The following is an 18644-nucleotide window of genomic DNA, read 5'->3' as shown; positions in this document are numbered from 1 at the left end:
ATGAGCAAAGTTTCATGCCCGTTTTCATTTGCAGTGATTAGCAGGGCTAAGGCACTGAGGATATCAATTTTGTCTTAAAAATATAAAAGGCCGAACTGAGTTCGGCCTTAATACGCTATTACTGTTGCGATTCGGCGACGATATTATGTCTAGGCGAATGCTGCTTGTAGCTGTGGTACAACTTGTTTCTTACGGCTTAATACGCCGTCTAACCACACTTTGCCATCAACGGTATCTTTACCATAGGCACGTTGGGTCAGCTCCGCATCGTCAGACACAATCAACAACTCTGAACCTTCTTTCATGATGTCAGTCAGCAGCAATAAAACGCTGTGGCGGTTACCTTCCACTTTGAGCGCTTTGATATCGGCTTCTAGCTCGGCCTTGATATCGTCAAATACTGACAGGTCGATCACTTCTAACTGGCCGATACCGACTAAGTTACCGTTCATGTTGAAGTCTTTAAAGTCGCGCATTACTAAGTCACGTGCTGGTGTGCCTTGCACGGCTGATTTCACTTTGAACATTTCCATGCCCAGTTCTTTGAAATCTTCAACTCCGGCGATTTCAGCTAATGCTTCAACGCAGCGAATGTCTGCAGTGGTGCAAGTCGGTGATTTGAAAATCACTGTATCGCTCAAAATAGCGCACATCATGATACCAGCGATATTTTTAGGGATAGCGACTTGGTAAAAGTCGAACATCATCTTGATCACTGTGTTGCTGCAACCCACTGGGCGGATCCAGCATTCTAGCGGTGTATCTGTGGTGAGATCGCCTAGCTTGTGGTGATCGACAATCCCGACGATAGTCGCTTGGGCGATATCATCCGGTGCTTGAGTCAGTTCTGAATGGTCAACGATATACACTTGCTCGCCAGCGTAGCTGGTTTTGTATTCCGGTGCTTCGAAGCCGAAACGTTCCAGAATAAAAGCGGTTTCGGGTGACAATTCACCTAAACGTGCGGCAATGGCTTCTTCACCGATTTGGTTTTTTAAATAGGCTAACGCGATAGCACCGCAGATTGAATCTGAATCGGGGATCTTGTGACCGACAACGTAAATGGGCATTTCAGGGACTCTCCTTTAAATTTGTGACAATTTTAGCAATATTTGGCTTTAATCGGAAATAGCCAAAGCGCATATCACTGCGCTCTTCAGTTGCTATTTCTCTAACAATCGAACGCTCAGGTTCGGCAAAGATGGCTTAAGGTTTAGATCTTCACTTTTATCACGACTTTACGCACCGCCGTGGCGATATCGCCTGTGCCGGGCATATGCATGTCACCGGGGAAAAATAACGCAAACATGCCTGCTTTGAGTTTGATATAAGAGGCATTGGCTTGGTTTGCCTCGTAATCAAACTCGGCGTAATCGTGTTTTTCAAAATAGGGTTTCGAGGGTGTTTGCTCCGCTAGTGGCAAGTAACCAAACTCTTCTTCACCGCTGAAAACATATTGCACATCGATATATTTTTGATGAACTTCAAAGGGTTCTGTCGACTTATGTTTGGTTTGATAGTCATTCACTATCACAAAAATATTGTCGCCATCGAGGGGATAATTACCTACGGGTAGCTGACTAAAGTCGGTTGTCGCTAGATGTTCTAATGCAGTCGCAAGCCGAGGGCTTAACGATTGATAAATATGGCGGTTTTTTAAGGTATCGACGATCATCGGTTACTCGACATGGCGGATGTGAATGAGTGAATTGTAAAGATTATAATCCGATCACCACAGTTAGGACATAAGCTTTGTCGATTGGAAGCAGGTCTAAACATGTCGGCATAAAAAACAGGCCATTGAATGGCCTGTTTCTACATCAAGTATTATTCAACTTAGCTAAAACGAGTTTAGTAAGTGTATTTGGCTTCTAAAAAGTAGTAGCCACCATTAAAGCCAAAGGGGGTATTGGTTAATGGGTATACAAAGATACCATTGAAGTTATTGTTATCTGGTCGTTTTTCTGGATACACATCAAACAAGTTTTGCACCCCAGCGGTAAAGCTTAGCGCATTGGTGGCGGCGTATCTTACCGACAGATCCATCACCCATTGATCGCTATAGTTTACATCGCCCGTTGAATAACCTTCACTATAGTCACCAAAGTAGTTTAAGCGGATATTGGTTTTAAAATCCCCGAGTTCATGGGTTAGCCCAATACTGCCCGTGTTATGCGGCGTAGCAGACGTCATGCGGGTTCTTTCTATACCATCAAAGAGTTTCTTTTCTAATCCGCCTAAAATAGATGGCAGATTGATGTCTTGGATCTCGGTTTTATTATAGGCATAGGCTAAATTCGCCTGTAAATCGCCCCAAGTGCCAATATCAATATCTTGGCTAACAACGAGATCGACCCCGCGAGTGCGGCTATCGACGGCATTGACGAAAAATCGTGCTGAATCGGCATTGGTGCCCGCAAGTGCCGCTGCAACCGCAGGGCTATCAGTCGCTCTTAGGGAGCCAGATAAGATGATGCGATCATCAATCTCTATTTGGTAAGTGTCGAGTGTTACCGCGAGGCCAGCGTTATTGGTATAAACAAGACCGAGACTAAATGATTGCGATATTTCAGGTTCTAGTTCGTTAATTCCAAGCGCCTTTGTCACTGGTGATAAGGTGTTGAAGGTGCCTGATTCAATAGGAACCAGTTGCCCCGTCACTGGATCGGGATTAAACAACGTCGAGATATTGCTGAAGTACAGTTGTTGTACGCTCGGCGCTCTAAAGCCTGTATTGATAGTGCCACGCAGGGCTAAGTTGTCGGTAAAATCGTAACGACCCGCGAGTTTCCAGCTCGTGTTGCCGCCAAAGTCAGAGTAGTTTTCGTAGCGTAGCGCTGCCGCCCAGTAAAACTCGTTGGTTAATTGGTTTTCAAGTTCGGCATAAATGCCTGTGTTATCGCGCGTTTCATCAACCTCAGACTCAGGGGTAAAACCGGTGAAGCCTTGGCTACCTGCCGCTTTGCCATTATAGCCACCATTGATATACGAATCTTCTTCTCCGGCTTCAATTTCATAGCCGTTTTGGCGCCATGAAACACCGGTCGCAAACAGAATTTCAGAATTGTTTATAAAGGCAAAATAACGGGAAATATCTAAATTGATATTGGCTTCACGGGTCGATAACGTTCCTGCGTCGAACTCAGTAGGAGTTTCAGGGCCTAAGGAAGCATTTAAGGTATTGACGATATTATAGTTAAATGAATTTTTACCATATCCTACTGAGGCATCAATGTCCCAGTCACTCAGGTTGAATTCATAGCCTAGGGTAAGAGATGAATCGATAATTTTGGGGTTAATTTGCGGTAAAAAACCGTCGGGATACACTTCGGGTAAGTTACGGGCATCGAGAGCTAAACGGTAAAAAGCACCCGATTTAGTTTCACGTTGGCTAATACCACCAAAGGCATACAGTTTTCCGTCGGTAGATATAGGCTGAGCCGCATTGATAAATAAACCGACATTATCATATTCGGCATCACCAACGTGGTGGCTCTTACGGTTAAATGTCGCTTCGCGCGGATCTGCTGAGCCATCTGCTAACTTAGGGTATTGCTGCCGTGGATCTAATCCTGCGCGGTTTGTGCTGTCTTTGTGATGCGCTTCTAGGGTTACATTCACAAAGCCATCATTGCTTAAACTGATCCCATGGTTAACGCCTACACGCCATTGCTCACCGTCACCTTGGTAGGTTTGTCCGGCTTGCGCCGAGACGCTTCCCCCTTGATCGCTGTCCTTGAGTACCACGTTAATCACGCCAGCAATCGCATCTGAACCGTATTGTGCCGAGGCTCCATCTCGGAGAATTTCAATGCGTTTTATCGCTGTCATTGGAATCGCATTTAAATCGACGTTAGAGGAGCCTTTTCCCATAGTGCCACTTAAATGTACTAGGGCAGAACCATGGCGACGCTTGCCATTTACGAGTACTAAGGTGTGGTCTGGCGACAGGCCACGTAAGCTCGCGGGGCGCACCGCATCTGAACCGTCAGTCACCGAGGAGAATGGGAAGCTATAGCTTGGCGCCGCAAATTGCAGCGCTTTAGCGGTTTCGGTCATACCTGTTGATTCGAGTTGTTCGGCAGTAATGATATCGACCGGCGCAACACTGTCAGTTGCCGTGCGTAGTGCTATGCGTGAGCCTATGATCTCGATTTTTTCGAAGCCTGTTTGTTGCTCTTCGGCTTGGACTGCTGGAATAACCAGTGTGGATGACACTGCCAATGCGATAACGGCTAGACGCATAAAAACCTCTCAATGATGTTTGTGACCCAATACTCGAACTTAGGTGTGCAGATAAAATAACAATCTGATGCCGAGAAGGTTATCACTGTAACAATTGTTACATTAAGACGTAAATATGCTAACTCAGAGCCTAGTGTTCTAAATAATATTTAAAATGCAGTTGAATATATTGATGAAAACCTCACTATCGACCTGCGTGCTTTTGAGGCTTTGTACGGCACAATACACGTTGTTGCCTGCACATTGCGACTGAGTTAAGTCGATGATATGAATTGTTTATTGACGTGCGCCATCGTGGTTTAATGCGTTATTTCGCTTTAATGGCATTGATTTGAAGGAACACAGAATTGTCAGCGTTACGATTTCTCGCAGGACCAACGGCATTTAACACCTTGGCAGAACAAGGCCTTAAAGCTGAGCATTTTACCCAGTTGCTTGCCGCCTCTGGTGGACCTAAGTGGCTTGGTATCGCTGGGTTAGATAAGTATCTGTTTGCTGATTTTTTCAAAGACAGGCAAACGCCTTTATATACATTAGGCGCTTCCTCTGGGGCTTGGCGTTTAGCGTGTTTGGCGCAGCAAGATCCCCTCATAGCCTATGGCCGCTTAGAGGATTTTTATATTGGTCAGCGTTACGACAATATGCCAACACCGCAGGAAGTCAGTGCGCAAGTTAAAGGCGTAGTGCAGGGCATTTTAGGGGCAAACGGTGGCAGGGAAATCGTTAATAACGCTCATATTCACAGTCATTTCGTCGTGTGCCGAGCTAAACATTTAAATCGTTTAACGGCAAAGCTTCCGCTTGCGGCGGGGCTGGCGATGACAGCGGCGACCAACTTAGTGAGCCGTCGGAGTTTAGGTTGGCATTTTGAGCGTGTGGTCTTTAGCCAACAAACTGCAGCATCTCCCTTTTTGCAACTCAACGATTTACCCAGTCAGCAGGTCGAATTAACTGAGGCTAATGTCGATGCTGTGATGTTAGCAACGGGGTCGATTCCTTTGTTGCTGGCCCCTGTGTCCCAAATTGAAGGCGTTGCCGATGGGCAGTATTACGATGGCGGCATTACCGACTATCATTTTGATTTGCCTTTATCCCGTGCTAAGGGGTTGACGCTGTATCCGCATTTTTATCCGACCATCAGCCCAGGATGGTTCGATAAATCCTTGAAGTGGCGCCAAGGTCGCGCTAATTATCACAATGCGCTAGTGTTGGCGCCATCGGCCGAATTTGTCGCTTCATTGCCCTTTGGCAAAATCCCCGACCGTGAAGATTTTAAGCAACTGGACACGGCGCAGCGGATGCAATATTGGCGCACGTCTGTGGCTTTGAGTGAACGTCTTGCAGAGGAGTTTGCCTCGGTTGTTGCGAGGGGAAATGTGCTGGATCGGCTAGAGCACCTCTAGGTTGAAGTGATTTGGTCTCGAAAACTGGGTTTGACATGACGTGGTCGAAATGCCCTGATTCAAAATAGCGAGGTCGCAAATTTCTTTGTGCGCTCAGCGGCTTTAGGAAGGAAATTCTTTCACCTGCTACACTCTACAATAATAGGAAATACGAATGCATTGAGTTCGTTTCCTTCTATTTTGGGCAGGAGGTTGCTATGCAAACACGAGAAATGGCGTTACTCATGCGCGATGCCTTGTTACTGCCACAGGGACGGGTGGAGGTTCGCGTGGTTGACCCAGGTCATCTGCGCATGGTGGCCGATGTATTCAAGGGAAAGTATGTGCTCGCCTTTGCCACCATTAGACCCAGTGGTAGTCCGCCCTGTTATCCCACTGCCACCCAATGTGACATTATCGATTTTAATCAGCTAGAAGATGATTCACTCAGCATAGTGCTCGAAGGGCGTCAACGCGTCAGCATCCTCTCAGCGGCGCAGGCCAAAGATAAGCTGTGGATGGCGCGTACTTTACCTTGCCGTAACTGGCAAGAAGAGCCGATTAAAGGTGAATTTGAGTTGATAAGCGCCGCATTAGAGCAATTTTATGAGGTGAATCCCGATCTGTTTGAGCTCTATTCTCAAGTGCATTTAGAAGACGCCGCTTGGGTGAGCCAACGCTGGCTCGAGGTTTTGCCTATGTATAACAAAGATAAATTAGTATTAGTGAATCAGCCAGATTGCCACAAAACCTTGGACTTCGTGCTGCAACTCATCAAGTCCCATGTGGACTGAAAAACCACAAAAAGGCTAGAATAGCGGCTTTCTATAGCCGCTTTTTTTGTGATATGACTGCATCTGCCCGCGCCGCCCAACCTTCTTACATAGTGCTTCCTGTGAATGTCACAGATAAACCCACAGTGTTTGCCTTTCTTGCACAACATTTTGCCCGTATAGGTGAAGATGTATGGCGTCAGCGGATCCTCGATGGAAAAGTGCATTGGCGGGATGGCTGTTTGATCGCATTGGACACTGAATATCGCCCTGCGGCGCGGGTGTATTACTACCGTGAAGTGCTGGTCGAAGCGAAAATTCCCTTTGAAGAACAGATCCTATTCCAAGATGACAATGTCATTTTGGCCTATAAGCCACACTTTTTACCTGTGACGCCAAGTGGCAACTATGTGAACGAATGTTTGGTGCATAGACTAAGATTGCGTACTGGCATTGATACTATCGCGCCCGCTCATAGGCTTGATCGTGAAACCGCTGGAGTGATCCTGATGACTGTCGCGCCTGAAACCCGCGCGCTCTATCATCAACTCTTTATTGACGATGCGATTCGTAAAGACTATCAAGCGATTGCCAAGTTGACTCCTGAGATTATTGAACAATATCAACAGGGCTGCTTAACTTTGCCATTGCACTGGACGGTAAAAAACCGCATGCAGCCGAGCGACCCGAGTTTTACCATGAAAATCGTGGAAGGCGAGGCGAATACCCATTCCGAAATCAGTTTGGTGGCCATAAAAGGCGATCTTGGTTTGTTCCACCTGAGCCCGATTACCGGCAAAACCCACCAGTTGCGGGTGCATATGCAAAGCTTAGGTATGCCATTGTTAAACGATAGATTTTATCCAAGCTTATTACCCAAAGGACCGGATAAATTTGAGGCACCCCTAAAATTGATGGCACAGCGTTTACGTTTTATTGACCCAGTGAGCGGGATGCACCACGACATGCAATGTCAAGGTTTTGAGTTTTAGTCAGCGGAAAGCATTATTTCCAGTCTGTTTAAAGGAAATAATCGGGTGCAATTGTGTGCTTGGCCCTGTGATGGTATGAATACAATCTGCAGTATCTGAGTCTCTGCCATAGGGAGCCATATTACGATTGTTTAAAGGAAGTCCATTATGACCAAATCTGCGATCTTCTCTATCTTGCTTTGCGCTGCAGTATTAGTGGGGGCCATGTATTTTGGTGACTGGACTAAGCAGCCTTATCTGAATGACATTGCCGCCGAGATCCGTAAGGCGAGTGCGGTGATTGAACCGAAGAAACCGAGTTCGTCTGGCACATCGACAGCAGAAGTCGATGCCCAGCGGGATCAAAGCCCTAAGATCATTTGGGATCAAATGGCGCATGAAAAACCGTCGAATAAGTCGCAGCCAGAAGCACTGATTTTCAATCAGGCTCAGCCAAAACCTGCCAAAACCGATGAGGCGCTATCCAAAAATACGCCCTTGATGGATTCTGGCTCTGGTGCCACTCAGCCTGAAACGGTTAAACATAATAAACCCGTTTAATCTGTTATTCCTGTTTGGGTGGTTCGAACAGGGTTTCGCTCATATCGCCATGTAAAACCGCAATTTTTGTTGGTGCACCATCATCAGCTAATTCCAACATACCTATTCCGCTTTTATTCACTAGACGTTTACTCGGCTCACCATTTGGTCGCCTGCCACGGAGTAACATACGTTTACGTTTTGTCAGCAAGTTAAGTGGTGAAAAGTGGCCGTAAAACCAGCCATTGAGTTTATCGAAAATCGGTAACAGCTTCTCGGGGAAGTGATTTTTAATACCGCTGCAGGTGATTTGGTAGATGTTAGGGCTACTGCGTCTAAAACGAATACTGATGTCGTAACTAAAGGAGTAATGCACATCGCCGGAGAGGATCACAAACTCCTCAGGGGTTTTACGGTGCATAAAAATACTCAGCAGTGCATTGGCGGCGCCCGGGTGGGCCATCCAGTTTTCGGCGTCTACTAACAGGGAACCACCGATCAGAGTGGCTGTACGCTGCACAGCTTCAATCAACTTGACCCCAAACATGGGCGCAGGTGAGACGATAATGACCTTAGACTGGCCGAGTAACTCTTGCTGCAAATCCATTAACGCCTCCCAATCCATCAAGCCGGAAGGTTTTGCGAGATTAGATTCACTGCGCCAGCGGCGGGTACGCGTGTCGAGCACGACCAGTTTGGGCGAGGACTCTAAGGTGTAATGCCACTGCTCAAATTTAAGTAATTCATCGATGAGCAGATCCTGACTTTCGCTTTCTTGTCGCGTAAAAAACGCATCGAGCAGCGGGCGGATATCGGCGGCAAATTTATCAGGCGCGTTGCCAAGTCCTTGGAATAAGGTGTAGCCGATTAAGGAATTACCAATAATGCGTTTCGAAAATGCGTGTTCGTAGGCCGCTTGTTCCCATTTAGCCGTCAGGTTCCAATCATCGGTGACGTCGTGGTCATCAAACATCATATAAACGGGAATGTGCGCCATAAAGCGCCTGACTTGCCCCAGCCCAGCTTTAAAGCCAAGCAAGTGTTGCCACTCATTTTGCCAGCGGGCGGTATTGGCGGGTGATAAGCCGTCGACATCCTTCGAGATATTCACTAATTCCCACAGTTCAGGTGACCAAGTGAGTAAATACAGGGCGATGATTTCATTTAGGCTGACCAAATGATTTACGGCGATGGAGGAGGTAAAAATGGGGTGATTGCGATACCAACGCCACAGCGCGGTTTTAGCCGGATATTGGGTATGAGGCAACAGGTTTTTATGCCGTTGATACAAATATGCGGGCTGATAATGAATGTCTTCACTAGTGGTGATGCTCGCGCCTTCAAATTGCTCATGTTTAAGACCAAGCAAATCGATGACTTGCCCTATGGCGCTTAACATAGGTCCCGCAACATCATCAATATAGACCTGATCACCACTCATTATGATAAGTGCAGGGCGATCATCCTCCGCACCCCTGTTGATTATCTTGGCTAAATGGGTATCGGCGGCGACCAGTGCATCGTCACTGTGGTGATGCGGATTGCGGCAGGAACCGTGGAATACTTGGGTTAATTCAGGGGTAAAACGTACACTTGGCGTCGACGCATCGCCGTAGTTTAGCTGGCTTATCGTGGCAAAAATATCACAATGCTGAGCGGTAGACACTTGGTAAGGTGTGACGATATTGGGCGCGAGCAACTCTGGGCGCGACAGTATTATTAGATATTGATGGGCATGTTGCCCGAGTGGCACATAGTGTAAATCGGCATCCTGCAACAGGTACTCTTGCTCACCAAGACGCAGCTTAAGTCCAGTTAATGGCTCACGACTTACAAACCACAGGGTAAAGTGTGAGGCATCGCAGTGGCGCAGCATGGGGCCAGCTAATATCAGAGGAAGTGTCGTACTCAAATTCTGCCTATGGGTATTTGGGTTAATCTTGCATGAGTTAACCCTAAGTAAGTTTGGTTTAGAAGAGTAAACAAGTGCGTTGAATATGAAAAGCTTTTAGAATTGTTAGCCATAAATATGCGTTGAAACTGAATGGGGCGATATGGCTAAGATTATGGTAACAGGCGCGACAGGGCTACTCGGCCGAGCAGTTGTAAAACAGCTTGAATTAACGGGACATGAGGTTATCGCCACAGGTTTTAGCCGCGCAAGTGAACGAGTGCATAAACTCGATCTTACCGCCCCTTTAGATGTCGAGGCATTTATCGCCCGCGAGCAACCGCAAGTGATAGTGCACTGCGCCGCCGAGCGTCGCCCCGATGTCTCCGAGCAAAATCCGCAGGCGGCATTGGCACTTAACTTAACCGCCAGCCAAGCCTTAGCTATGGCAGCTAAGGCCAATAATGCTTGGCTTATCTATATTTCCACTGACTATGTGTTCGATGGCACTCAACCTAAGTACGCTGAAGATGCAGCCACTCATCCGGTTAATTTTTATGGTGAATCTAAGCTAAAGGGCGAAGAGATAGTGCTAGACACTAGCGCTGATTTTGCCGTGCTACGCTTGCCAATCCTTTACGGCCAAGTAGAAAAGCTGAGTGAATCTGCTGTGCTAGTGCTGGTTAACCAATTGATTGAGCGTCGCGCTCAGGGTGTTGATCATTGGGCGATACGCAGTCCAACCTCGACCGCCGATATTGCCCAAGCCATAGACAAGATGATTGCACAGCATATTGAACATTCTACCATGCAGGGGATTTATCATTTTAGCGCCGCAGAGACTATGACTAAGTATCAGATGTTGTTGACCTTAGGAGAGATTTTACAACTCAGTACAGCGCACTTAACGCCTGAGTCGACGCCGACAGATAACGCCAAGCGGCCAAGGGACTGCACCTTAAGCTGTGCGCGTTTAGCTGCGCTGGGGATTAGTTCTGAAATCAATTTTGCCACTGGCGTGCGCCAAGCATTAGCACAATCGAGTGGTGCACTTGCCACGCTCGGACTCACTCTGTAGGAATCGCCATGGCTAAGATCTTAGGGACCAGTCTACAGGCTGCCGACCAAGTCGCATTACTGCGAACCTTAGGTTTGTTGCTGCAAATAGGCTTAACCACGTTTGCCGCCGATACTTTTGGTCTTAGCCTGCAAATGGAGCCGTTAGTGCATGTGTTAGTGCTAGAGGTGTTATACCTCTCGCTCACATTGGCGCTACGTAAACCCTTATTTGCTAAGGAGCGCGGCCTCTTTATTGCGCTCAGCTTAGACACATTATTTTGGATATCTTGGTTGCACTTTTCCGGCGGCGCGACCAATGCGTTTATCTCGTTATTACTGTTGCCGATTGCACTTGCGGCTGTGACTTTGCCAATCTGGGCGCCTTGGGCACTGACGGCTATTTCAACCTTTGCCTACAGCCTGATGATCTTTACTGTGCCCGAATCCCCCATGCAGCACCACGGTATGGACATGAGTTCCCACTATTTAGGCATGTGGTTCAACTTTGTGATTTCAGCTTTGGTGATGACAACCAGCGTAGCGTTAATCACTAAGCGTATGCGCCGCCAAGATGCGCAGTTAGCTTATATGCGCGAAGGGCAATTGCGTCAGGAGCAACTCTTAGCCCTAGGTACAGTATCGGCGCAGATGGCGCATCAATTGGCCACGCCGCTCTCGAGTCTGAGGTTATTACTCGATGAAGTAAAAGAAGACATGAGCGATACCTCGATAACGATTGTCGAGATGGAAACTGCGTTAGGTCGCTGTGAACATACGCTTGCCGAGCTGAGATTAGCGACGGAGTCGATCCGCGATCGCCGCCAGCGCCCACTAAAGATCATTGAGCTGGTGGACAGTTTAAAGCAAAAAACCTTGTTGTTAATGCCGCAAACTGAACTGAATTGGTTGATCACTTGTATGCCTGAACAACTGGCAGAGCAAAGTATTCTGACTGATATGAGTTTAACGCCAGCCCTCATGGCCTTGATTGAAAATGCTGCCCGTGCCAGCGCCGAAACCCTAGGTGCGCCGCAGGTGGATATCAGTTTAGATATAGCGCCAAACGAAGAGCAGATCTACTTGCAGATCCGCGATTATGGCACTGGTATCGCGCCCGATTTATTGCCACAGTTGGGCACCTTACTCATAGAAAGTCCCAAGGGTTTAGGTGTCGCTTTGCTACTCAGTCATGCCAGTTTAGAGCGTTTGGGCGCAGAGTTGATTTTGGCTAATCATCCCCAAGGTGGCACTGTGGCACAAATTCGTTTCACTATATTAAGGGAGCTGGCGTCGTCTGTATCGCACAAGACTAAGGTTAGTGACGAGGTAAGTTCATGAAACGTTTGTTGATTGTAGAGGATGACCTTTCCCTTGCGAGTATTTTAGGCCGCCGATTAACACGCCATGGCTTTGAATGCCGATTAACCCATGATGCCAGCGATGCTCTGCTGGTGGCGCGGGAGTTTCGTCCTAGCCATATTCTTTTAGATATGAAGCTTGCCGAAGCCAATGGCTTAGGGTTAATTGTGCCGCTGCGTCATCTGCTGCCCAAGGTGACTATGGTGTTACTCACCGGCTACGCCAGTATCGCTACAGCGGTGGAAGCGATTCGTCTCGGCGCCGATAATTATTTAGCTAAACCTGTGGATACCCAAACCTTGCTCGCCGCACTGGAAATAGATGGGCATTCCCATACTCTTCAAGAAGATGAAGTCGATGATTCGCCACTTAATCCTAAGCGTTTGGAGTGGGAGCATATTCAGCAAGTGCTCAATGCTAACCAAGGCAATGTGTCCGCCACGGCTCGCCAATTGGGAATGCATCGTCGGACGTTACAACGTAAATTGCTGAAGAAACCTGTGGGTGAAAGTGGACATTTGAAGTAACGATTCATCCACATGTGGGCAAGGGGCAACAGCTTAAGGCAAACCTGATGAGGTGCTGAGGCTGAGCCGTTTGACTATAAAAAATGCCACTCAAAAGGGCTGAGTGGCATTAACAAGAAAACGAGAAGTGAATCGATGAATTAGCGCTAGGATTTTACGCTAGCGCCATTGCACGATTAGGTTATGCGATTAAAAATTAACGGTTTCTTCGTTTGAGCAAGGGCCGTTAGTTTCACACACTTTATAGGTGAAGCTTGCGCCAGCTAGGTCAGTGAAGCGGTCAATAAACGATGAACTGCTTGAAGTACCAACCGCAACACCGTTACGGAAGATAGTATATTCATCAGCGTTGTGACCTTCCCATTCGAGTGCAACACGAATGCTGCCGCGACGAGATTTGTTCGCATTTTTTACTGCCATTTCTAATGCGACTTCAGGGACTTCAACCGCAAATTCTGCCGAAGTGCTTGCTGTTGCGCCATCGTTGTCAGTTACTGTCAGTGTGACTGTGTAGCTGCCTGACTCGGCATACTGATGATTGACACTCGCACCTGCGGCATTTGTACCATCACCAAAATCCCAGTTCCATGACGTCAGGTCGCCATCGCTGTCAGTACTGGTGCTTGTGAAGCTGCCGTTACCGTTAGCAAAGCTTGCAGTAAAGCCTGCGGTTGGAGCTTGGTTTGGAGTGTCATCGCCGTCATAAGCACCCACTAGGCTCACACCTGTGTAGCTGCTATAGCCGCTGACCATCACCCAATAAGTTCCCGTTTGAGCAGGATCAATAGCACAGCTTTCGGCATTACCTGACTTGTATGGACGGCAATCATAGCTGCTAGACGTCGGTGCTTGACCAAATTTAACATACATGTCCGCATCACCTGTGCCGCCTGACATATTGAAGCTCAGGTTAGTTGCACCGCTAGCGACATCGAGTTTGTAGTATTTTTTGCTACCTGACGCACCGGCTAAACCTGCCACAGCGACACCGTTTGCGAGCTCAGTGGCTTCTGGTGGTGGCGGTGGTGGTGGGGTTTCACAAGGTGTGATACCCACAGCGGCAAACGCAGTAACCACATCGTCAGCACTTAAGCCTAAGTCAGTTGCGGCCGATTTAACACCACAGGCGCCTTGCCAGAATAAGCTGTCCGCCGTCCAATATAATTGGTTAGCGACTACAAATGTTTGGAATGCTTTGCGCGTATCCCAACCCGGTAAGTTAGCTAAAGTGTAGAAAGCTTTATTGAATACACCTGAACTGTGGTGCACGTCGATGCCATCATAGTAATCGTCGATATGACCGATAGAGATACCGTCTAAGGTTGGATCTGCCATGTAGCGCAGTGCACCACTGCCTTTAAAGATATCGGCGCCGACTAACCAGTCGTTTGTGCCGTGCATGTAAAATTCAGCGGCTTCACCCGCCATATCTGAGAAGGCTTCGTTCATGCCGCCAGATTGATCTGCGTAAACCAGCCCTGAGTTTTGCTCAGTGAAACCGTGGCTCACTTCGTGTGCCGAGACATCTAAGCTCACTAATGGGTGGAAGGTAGTTGCGCCATCACCGAAGGTCATAGCGCTGCCGTCCCAGAAAGCGTTTTCGTAGTTGTTGCTGTAGTGAACTCGCATCGTTAACTGAAAGGTTAACGGTGCAGTGTTGTACCACTCGCTATACATCTTGTAGATCACGTTGCCGAAGTAGTGCGCATCGTTTAATGGCGAGTAAGCGCCGTTGATCTCTTTGACTGTATTGCGTGGGCAAGTATAAGAGAAGGGGGTGGCGCCTGAAGTGGCACCGTTTAGGTTAACGGTTTTCACGTTAGGTGAGTTCATGGTGCAAGTGTCACCGCTCACTTCAACGTCTAAGCTAGAAAAATCAGTACCGTATTCGTATTGGCCAGTCTTAATGTTACCGCCTGGACCTGTGCCCGTTGCAGCGTGATTAATCCCTTCCCAACGCTTGAGCACTTCACCAGAGTGCGCGTCAACCATAGTGAATGGACGGCTTGGCTCATCGCCATATACTACAAATGAGGTCACATAAACGAGGCGAGTTTTAGCGGCATCATCGAGGTAAAGCCATAATTTTGCTTGTTTGTTTTCAGCTTTTAGACCTGCAACGGCTTTGTCAGACTTGCCACGGATCGCAATATCTAACGCTTTATTAGCCGTTAAAGTGGGTTTGACAAAATCAGCCGACTTTTCAATATTTTTTAATACGCGGCCAGACATGTCGCTGTAAAAGCCCATGCTCGATTGTGACGTCGCAACAGAGAAACCATAAACCGGTACGTCATGGAAATATTGTTGTAAACGTTGTTTTTGCTTGCCTTGACCTAGGTTGAGTTTTTTCTCGACTTTGAGTTGGCTACCTGCGTCTAAGCTGAACTGAGACACTAAGTTATTGCTTGAAGACGCGCTTCTAAGAGTACCGACATCGACAACATCGGCAGCAAATGCGGATGTGCCTAAAGTGGCCGACACAGCAATGAAGAGTAGCGACAGTTTTTTGTTTAGCATCATGCTTGAAATCCTTTTTCCGTTTTGTAAATAACGTTGGAATGCCATACAGCTTAACTGGCTCGGGCGAGCGTTTTTTATTGTGATTTCTACAGGGTCGTCGGCATCCCTCTGCCATGGCCGCATAGAATGAGCTGTTTCTCAGGCGGGAATTCTCAGATTTTTATTCTGTGCAAAGCGTGAATAACCGCATGACTCTAGATGTTATTTAAATGTAAAAGTGTTAACAATCGTACAAAGGAACTATCTTCAACGTTCATTTAGACGCTTTTAAATCTGAATTAGGACTTTTGGGTAATAGCGATTTAGCCAAGCGGAAGGGTGATGCACTTGAGTGTTTTAAAATAATTTAATGATTTATTTCAATTGTTTATTTTTCAGTGTTCTTGAAAAGGCTTGATTAAGGATGGGGTGTGCGTTGGGGGCATAATCCTATCAAGGGGTTAAAACCCTCGGCTTTGATTTATTAATTTAGAAAGACTCCATCGGAGTTGCCGCTGCTTGACTTGCTCTTCAGCTTATTTCACCAAGGTAACTCTGTGCCATCGTAGGCAAAAAAACGCCCTGTTTGTGAGGGTGTAGCATTGGCAATGATGGGCAGTAAGCTGTTGGCGACATACTCAGGTGTAAACAGTTTGCCTTTGGGGACACTCTGTTGAAATGGCTGAGATAATAGCGTGTCTGTCGTGCCCGGATGCAGAGACAACACTACGCCGTGTTTCATGGTGCGTTGCCACTCAATCGACAGTGTTTTGAGAAACATATTCAGCGCGGCTTTTGAGGCGCGATAGCTGTACCAGCCCCCTAATTTATTATCGGTAATACTGCCGACTCTCGCCGATATCACCGCAAACCTTGCCGAGTGGCTTTGTGTTAATGCCTTAGCAAAGTGCTTTGCCAACATGATGCTGGGTAGGGTATTGAGCGTTAAATTGTGCTGGAAAAAGTCGATATCCAGTGACTGTAGGCTTTTTTCTGGCCCTTTATCTTGGGTGTGTAAGATGCCGACACAGTTAATAATCCAATCTAATTCAGTGAGCTGTTCGCTTAGCTGTTTAATCTCAGCTTCATTGGTCACATCTAATGCATGCCATTGGATTTTCTCCTGCCTGTCTTGGGGAAGATGATGCCTGTAGGTGGCGTGCACAGTGGCGTTGGGATAGCTTTCTTGAATTCGCTTAACCATGGCTCTGCCAATACCCCCTCTCCCGCCGACGATAAGTACTTTCATAGCAAACTCTCCCTATCCAAATATCTATATCAAACTCTTTATATCAATGAGTCACGCTTAGCATTACTCAGCTACAAACGGTTTAGGTGAACTAGGTTGTGCTCGGCTGTGGCTAATATGGCACTCCTTACGGACTCGTCCATTTTGTCCCAAGTCTGGTATAGCATGCCGATCCTAGGATTTTGTGACAATCGCGCGCGGTGTTTGTCCATAAAGCGCCAATAAAAGCTATTGAACGGGCAGGCGAGTGTGCCGCTGCGCTCTTTTATCTTGTAATGACACCCGCTGCAGTAATCACTCATTTTATTGATGTAGGAACCGCTGGCGGCGTAGGGTTTAGTGCCGATAATGCCGCCGTCGGAAAACAATGCCATGCCGCGAGTGTTGGGCATTTCAACCCATTCGATGGCGTCAACATACACGCCTAAATACCACTCATCGACTTGATTTGGATTGATTTCGGTTAATAAGCAGAAATTGCCGATCACCATTAAGCGCTGAATATGATGGGCGTAGGCAAAATCTAATGATTGGGATAAGGCTTGTCGCATGCAGCTCATCTGAGTGTCGCCATGCCAAAAATAATCGGGCAGTGTTCCATGGGCATCGAGCGCGTTAGTGCTGGCGTACTGTGGCATATTCGCCCAGTAAATGCCGCGAACGTATTCTCGCCAACCTAATATCTGCCGCACAAATCCTTCGACTTGGGCGATATCAATCTCAGCATTCGTTTGATAACTGTCGATGGCCGCATTGATGACTTCTAACGGGCTGATTAATTTACTGTTAAGGCTGAATGATAGTCGACTATGGTACAAGCTCCACTTGGCAGGATGTTGCGCTGTCATGGCATCTTGAAAACGGCCAAAGGAAGGCAAGCAAACCTGACAAAAATACGTTAATAATTCGAGGCTTTGCGCACGGTTTATCGGCCACAGCAATGGCGCATCAATACGACCCATGGTCGGAATTTGATGACGTTCAAGACGTGCGAGAATTTCCGTCACATCGAAGCTAAACATTAATGGCTCAGGCAAGACTTTTATATCTTGAGTTTTAAGTTTCTGACGGTTGCTGACATCAAAGTTCCATTGCCCGCCGAGTGGTTTTGCGTCTTGCATCAAGATGTTGTAACGCTTACGCATGCGGCGATAAAAGTGCTCCATCATAATGTGTTTGCCGACGGGGAACTGCGCATCGATTTCGTCAAAGGGCAAGATAAAGTGCTCTGTATCGACACAGTTCACCATGGCTGTGTTGAGCTTAAGCTGACTCAATTGCTCAAGTAGGCGGTATTCATCTGGCCTTTGGTATTCAAACTTGATCGCGCCAACCTGTGTTACCTGATGTTGAATCAGCGTCAGTAGATCGCTAAAGCCTTGGGTGTTATTGAAGGTGTCATCAAGGGTGAGATAGAGCACTTGATGCCCTTGCGTACGCAGCTCTTGGGCAAATTGCGCCATTGCCGCAAAGAAGGCACATATTTTTTGCACATGATGCGTTACATAAGTGTTTTCTTGGTGCAATTCTGCAATCACATACAGCACTTGCTCATCAACACGGTTAAACCAAGAATGCTGGGCATTGAGTTGATCACCTAAAATTAGTCTAACTGTATGGAATTGCTGTAATTGCATTAAGTGGACTCGTTGAATGACTTTCGCGGTTAAGCATTTCGCGATGGGATATTGCCGGACATTACGAATTGGGTTGCAGTGAGGATCACAAAGCAGGGTATTTGTCGTGATTTCGACAAGGAGGTTTATCTAAACTTGGTTTGATAGTTTTTAAAGCGAAGTCAAAGTCGGGGGCTTCATCCCTTGATTCTCAATCAAGAGCCCTTGCCGAACAACGTCGATGTCTAACTGCCAGTTCACAATCTTTGGCTCTCGTTCGTACCGCTGTTTTCGCAGCACTCACCCTAGCGAAGTTACATGCATTAACTCTTTATTTATAAGCAGGGCTTCGTGCTTATTCAAAATCGCTAACGCTTTCGGTGGTACATCCCTATTAATCAAATAAAGAATCCGAAAGCTAACTCGGCATCCATGTCTTGCTCACGCGATTTTCTTCAACGCCCTTCAGCAACTTCGCAGGGGAAGGTGAACTTCTGAAGTTTTAGGGTTGTTTGTTAGTATTTAAAAAG

The 18644-nt window shown here is 47.1% G+C and carries 14 protein-coding genes; 7 read left to right on the top strand and 7 right to left on the bottom strand.

Annotated elements, in window-relative coordinates; all coding sequences use genetic code 11:
- Window positions 1-149: 149 nt before the first annotated feature.
- From L5M51_RS12370 to L5M51_RS12360, 3 genes are all read right to left on the bottom strand, one after another.
- Complete coding sequence (locus tag L5M51_RS12370) at window positions 150-1070, bottom strand: manganese-dependent inorganic pyrophosphatase (RefSeq protein ID WP_212600488.1); 921 nt, start codon at window positions 1068-1070, stop codon at window positions 150-152.
- Between the two features lie 143 nt (window positions 1071-1213).
- On the bottom strand, window positions 1214-1675 hold the full coding sequence (locus L5M51_RS12365) for a YhcH/YjgK/YiaL family protein (RefSeq protein ID WP_105251222.1): 462 nt from the start codon (window positions 1673-1675) through the stop codon (window positions 1214-1216).
- Window positions 1676-1851: 176 nt separating this feature from the next.
- A complete protein-coding gene (locus L5M51_RS12360) occupies window positions 1852-4245 on the bottom strand; it encodes a TonB-dependent receptor plug domain-containing protein (protein ID WP_263173003.1) in 2394 nt (797 codons plus the stop codon).
- Between the two features lie 347 nt (window positions 4246-4592).
- Here L5M51_RS12360 and L5M51_RS12355 point away from each other — a divergent pair, with 347 nt between their 5' ends.
- The 4 genes from L5M51_RS12355 (at window position 4593) to L5M51_RS12340 (ending at window position 7932) form a co-directional block, all read left to right on the top strand.
- A complete protein-coding gene (locus L5M51_RS12355) occupies window positions 4593-5648 on the top strand; it encodes an alpha/beta hydrolase (protein WP_263173000.1) in 1056 nt (351 codons plus the stop codon).
- Between the two features lie 197 nt (window positions 5649-5845).
- Window positions 5846-6421: an LON peptidase substrate-binding domain-containing protein gene (locus L5M51_RS12350; protein WP_105251225.1), complete on the top strand. Its 576-nt coding sequence runs from the start codon at window positions 5846-5848 to the stop codon at window positions 6419-6421.
- 53 nt (window positions 6422-6474) lie between these two features.
- Window positions 6475-7392, top strand: a complete 918-nt coding sequence (locus L5M51_RS12345) for a pseudouridine synthase (RefSeq protein WP_263172997.1) — start codon at window positions 6475-6477, stop codon at window positions 7390-7392.
- Between the two features lie 147 nt (window positions 7393-7539).
- Window positions 7540-7932: a hypothetical protein gene (locus L5M51_RS12340; RefSeq protein ID WP_263172995.1), complete on the top strand. Its 393-nt coding sequence runs from the start codon at window positions 7540-7542 to the stop codon at window positions 7930-7932.
- A 4-nt stretch (window positions 7933-7936) separates the two neighbouring features.
- Here the strand turns inward: L5M51_RS12340 and L5M51_RS12335 are convergent, their stop codons facing one another.
- Window positions 7937-9787 carry an alkaline phosphatase family protein gene (locus L5M51_RS12335; protein WP_263173034.1) on the bottom strand — a complete coding sequence of 617 codons (1851 nt, stop codon included), beginning with the start codon at window positions 9785-9787 and terminating at the stop codon, window positions 7937-7939.
- 178 nt (window positions 9788-9965) lie between these two features.
- Between L5M51_RS12335 and L5M51_RS12330 the strand changes: the two genes are divergently transcribed.
- The 3 genes from L5M51_RS12330 to L5M51_RS12320 are packed head-to-tail and all read left to right on the top strand — an operon-like array spanning window position 9966 to window position 12747.
- Window positions 9966-10880: a dTDP-4-dehydrorhamnose reductase family protein gene (locus tag L5M51_RS12330; RefSeq protein ID WP_263172994.1), complete on the top strand. Its 915-nt coding sequence runs from the start codon at window positions 9966-9968 to the stop codon at window positions 10878-10880.
- An 8-nt stretch (window positions 10881-10888) separates the two neighbouring features.
- Window positions 10889-12199: a sensor histidine kinase gene (locus tag L5M51_RS12325; RefSeq protein ID WP_198573033.1), complete on the top strand. Its 1311-nt coding sequence runs from the start codon at window positions 10889-10891 to the stop codon at window positions 12197-12199.
- Window positions 12196-12747 (top strand): response regulator transcription factor, encoded by a 552-nt coding sequence (locus tag L5M51_RS12320; protein ID WP_263172991.1) that lies wholly within the window; start codon window positions 12196-12198, stop codon window positions 12745-12747. The genes L5M51_RS12325 and L5M51_RS12320 overlap by 4 nt, the downstream gene beginning before the upstream one ends.
- 189 nt (window positions 12748-12936) lie before the next feature.
- Here L5M51_RS12320 and L5M51_RS12315 read toward each other — a convergent pair whose 3' ends face one another.
- From L5M51_RS12315 to L5M51_RS12305, 3 genes are all read right to left on the bottom strand, one after another.
- Window positions 12937-15270, bottom strand: a complete 2334-nt coding sequence (locus tag L5M51_RS12315) for a M4 family metallopeptidase (RefSeq protein ID WP_263172988.1) — start codon at window positions 15268-15270, stop codon at window positions 12937-12939.
- Window positions 15271-15790: 520 nt separating this feature from the next.
- Window positions 15791-16498, bottom strand: a complete 708-nt coding sequence (locus L5M51_RS12310) for an SDR family oxidoreductase (protein WP_263172987.1) — start codon at window positions 16496-16498, stop codon at window positions 15791-15793.
- 71 nt (window positions 16499-16569) lie between these two features.
- Window positions 16570-18135, bottom strand: coding sequence for a cryptochrome/photolyase family protein (locus tag L5M51_RS12305; protein ID WP_263172984.1), 1566 nt, complete (start codon window positions 18133-18135; stop codon window positions 16570-16572).
- Window positions 18136-18644 lie beyond the last annotated feature (509 nt).

Source organism: Shewanella sp. SM73 (genome assembly GCF_025653795.1).
Lineage (GTDB): Bacteria > Pseudomonadota > Gammaproteobacteria > Enterobacterales > Shewanellaceae > Shewanella > Shewanella oncorhynchi.
Note: the sequence above shows the minus strand (reverse complement) of the source record. Positions and strands in the feature narration are given on the sequence as shown.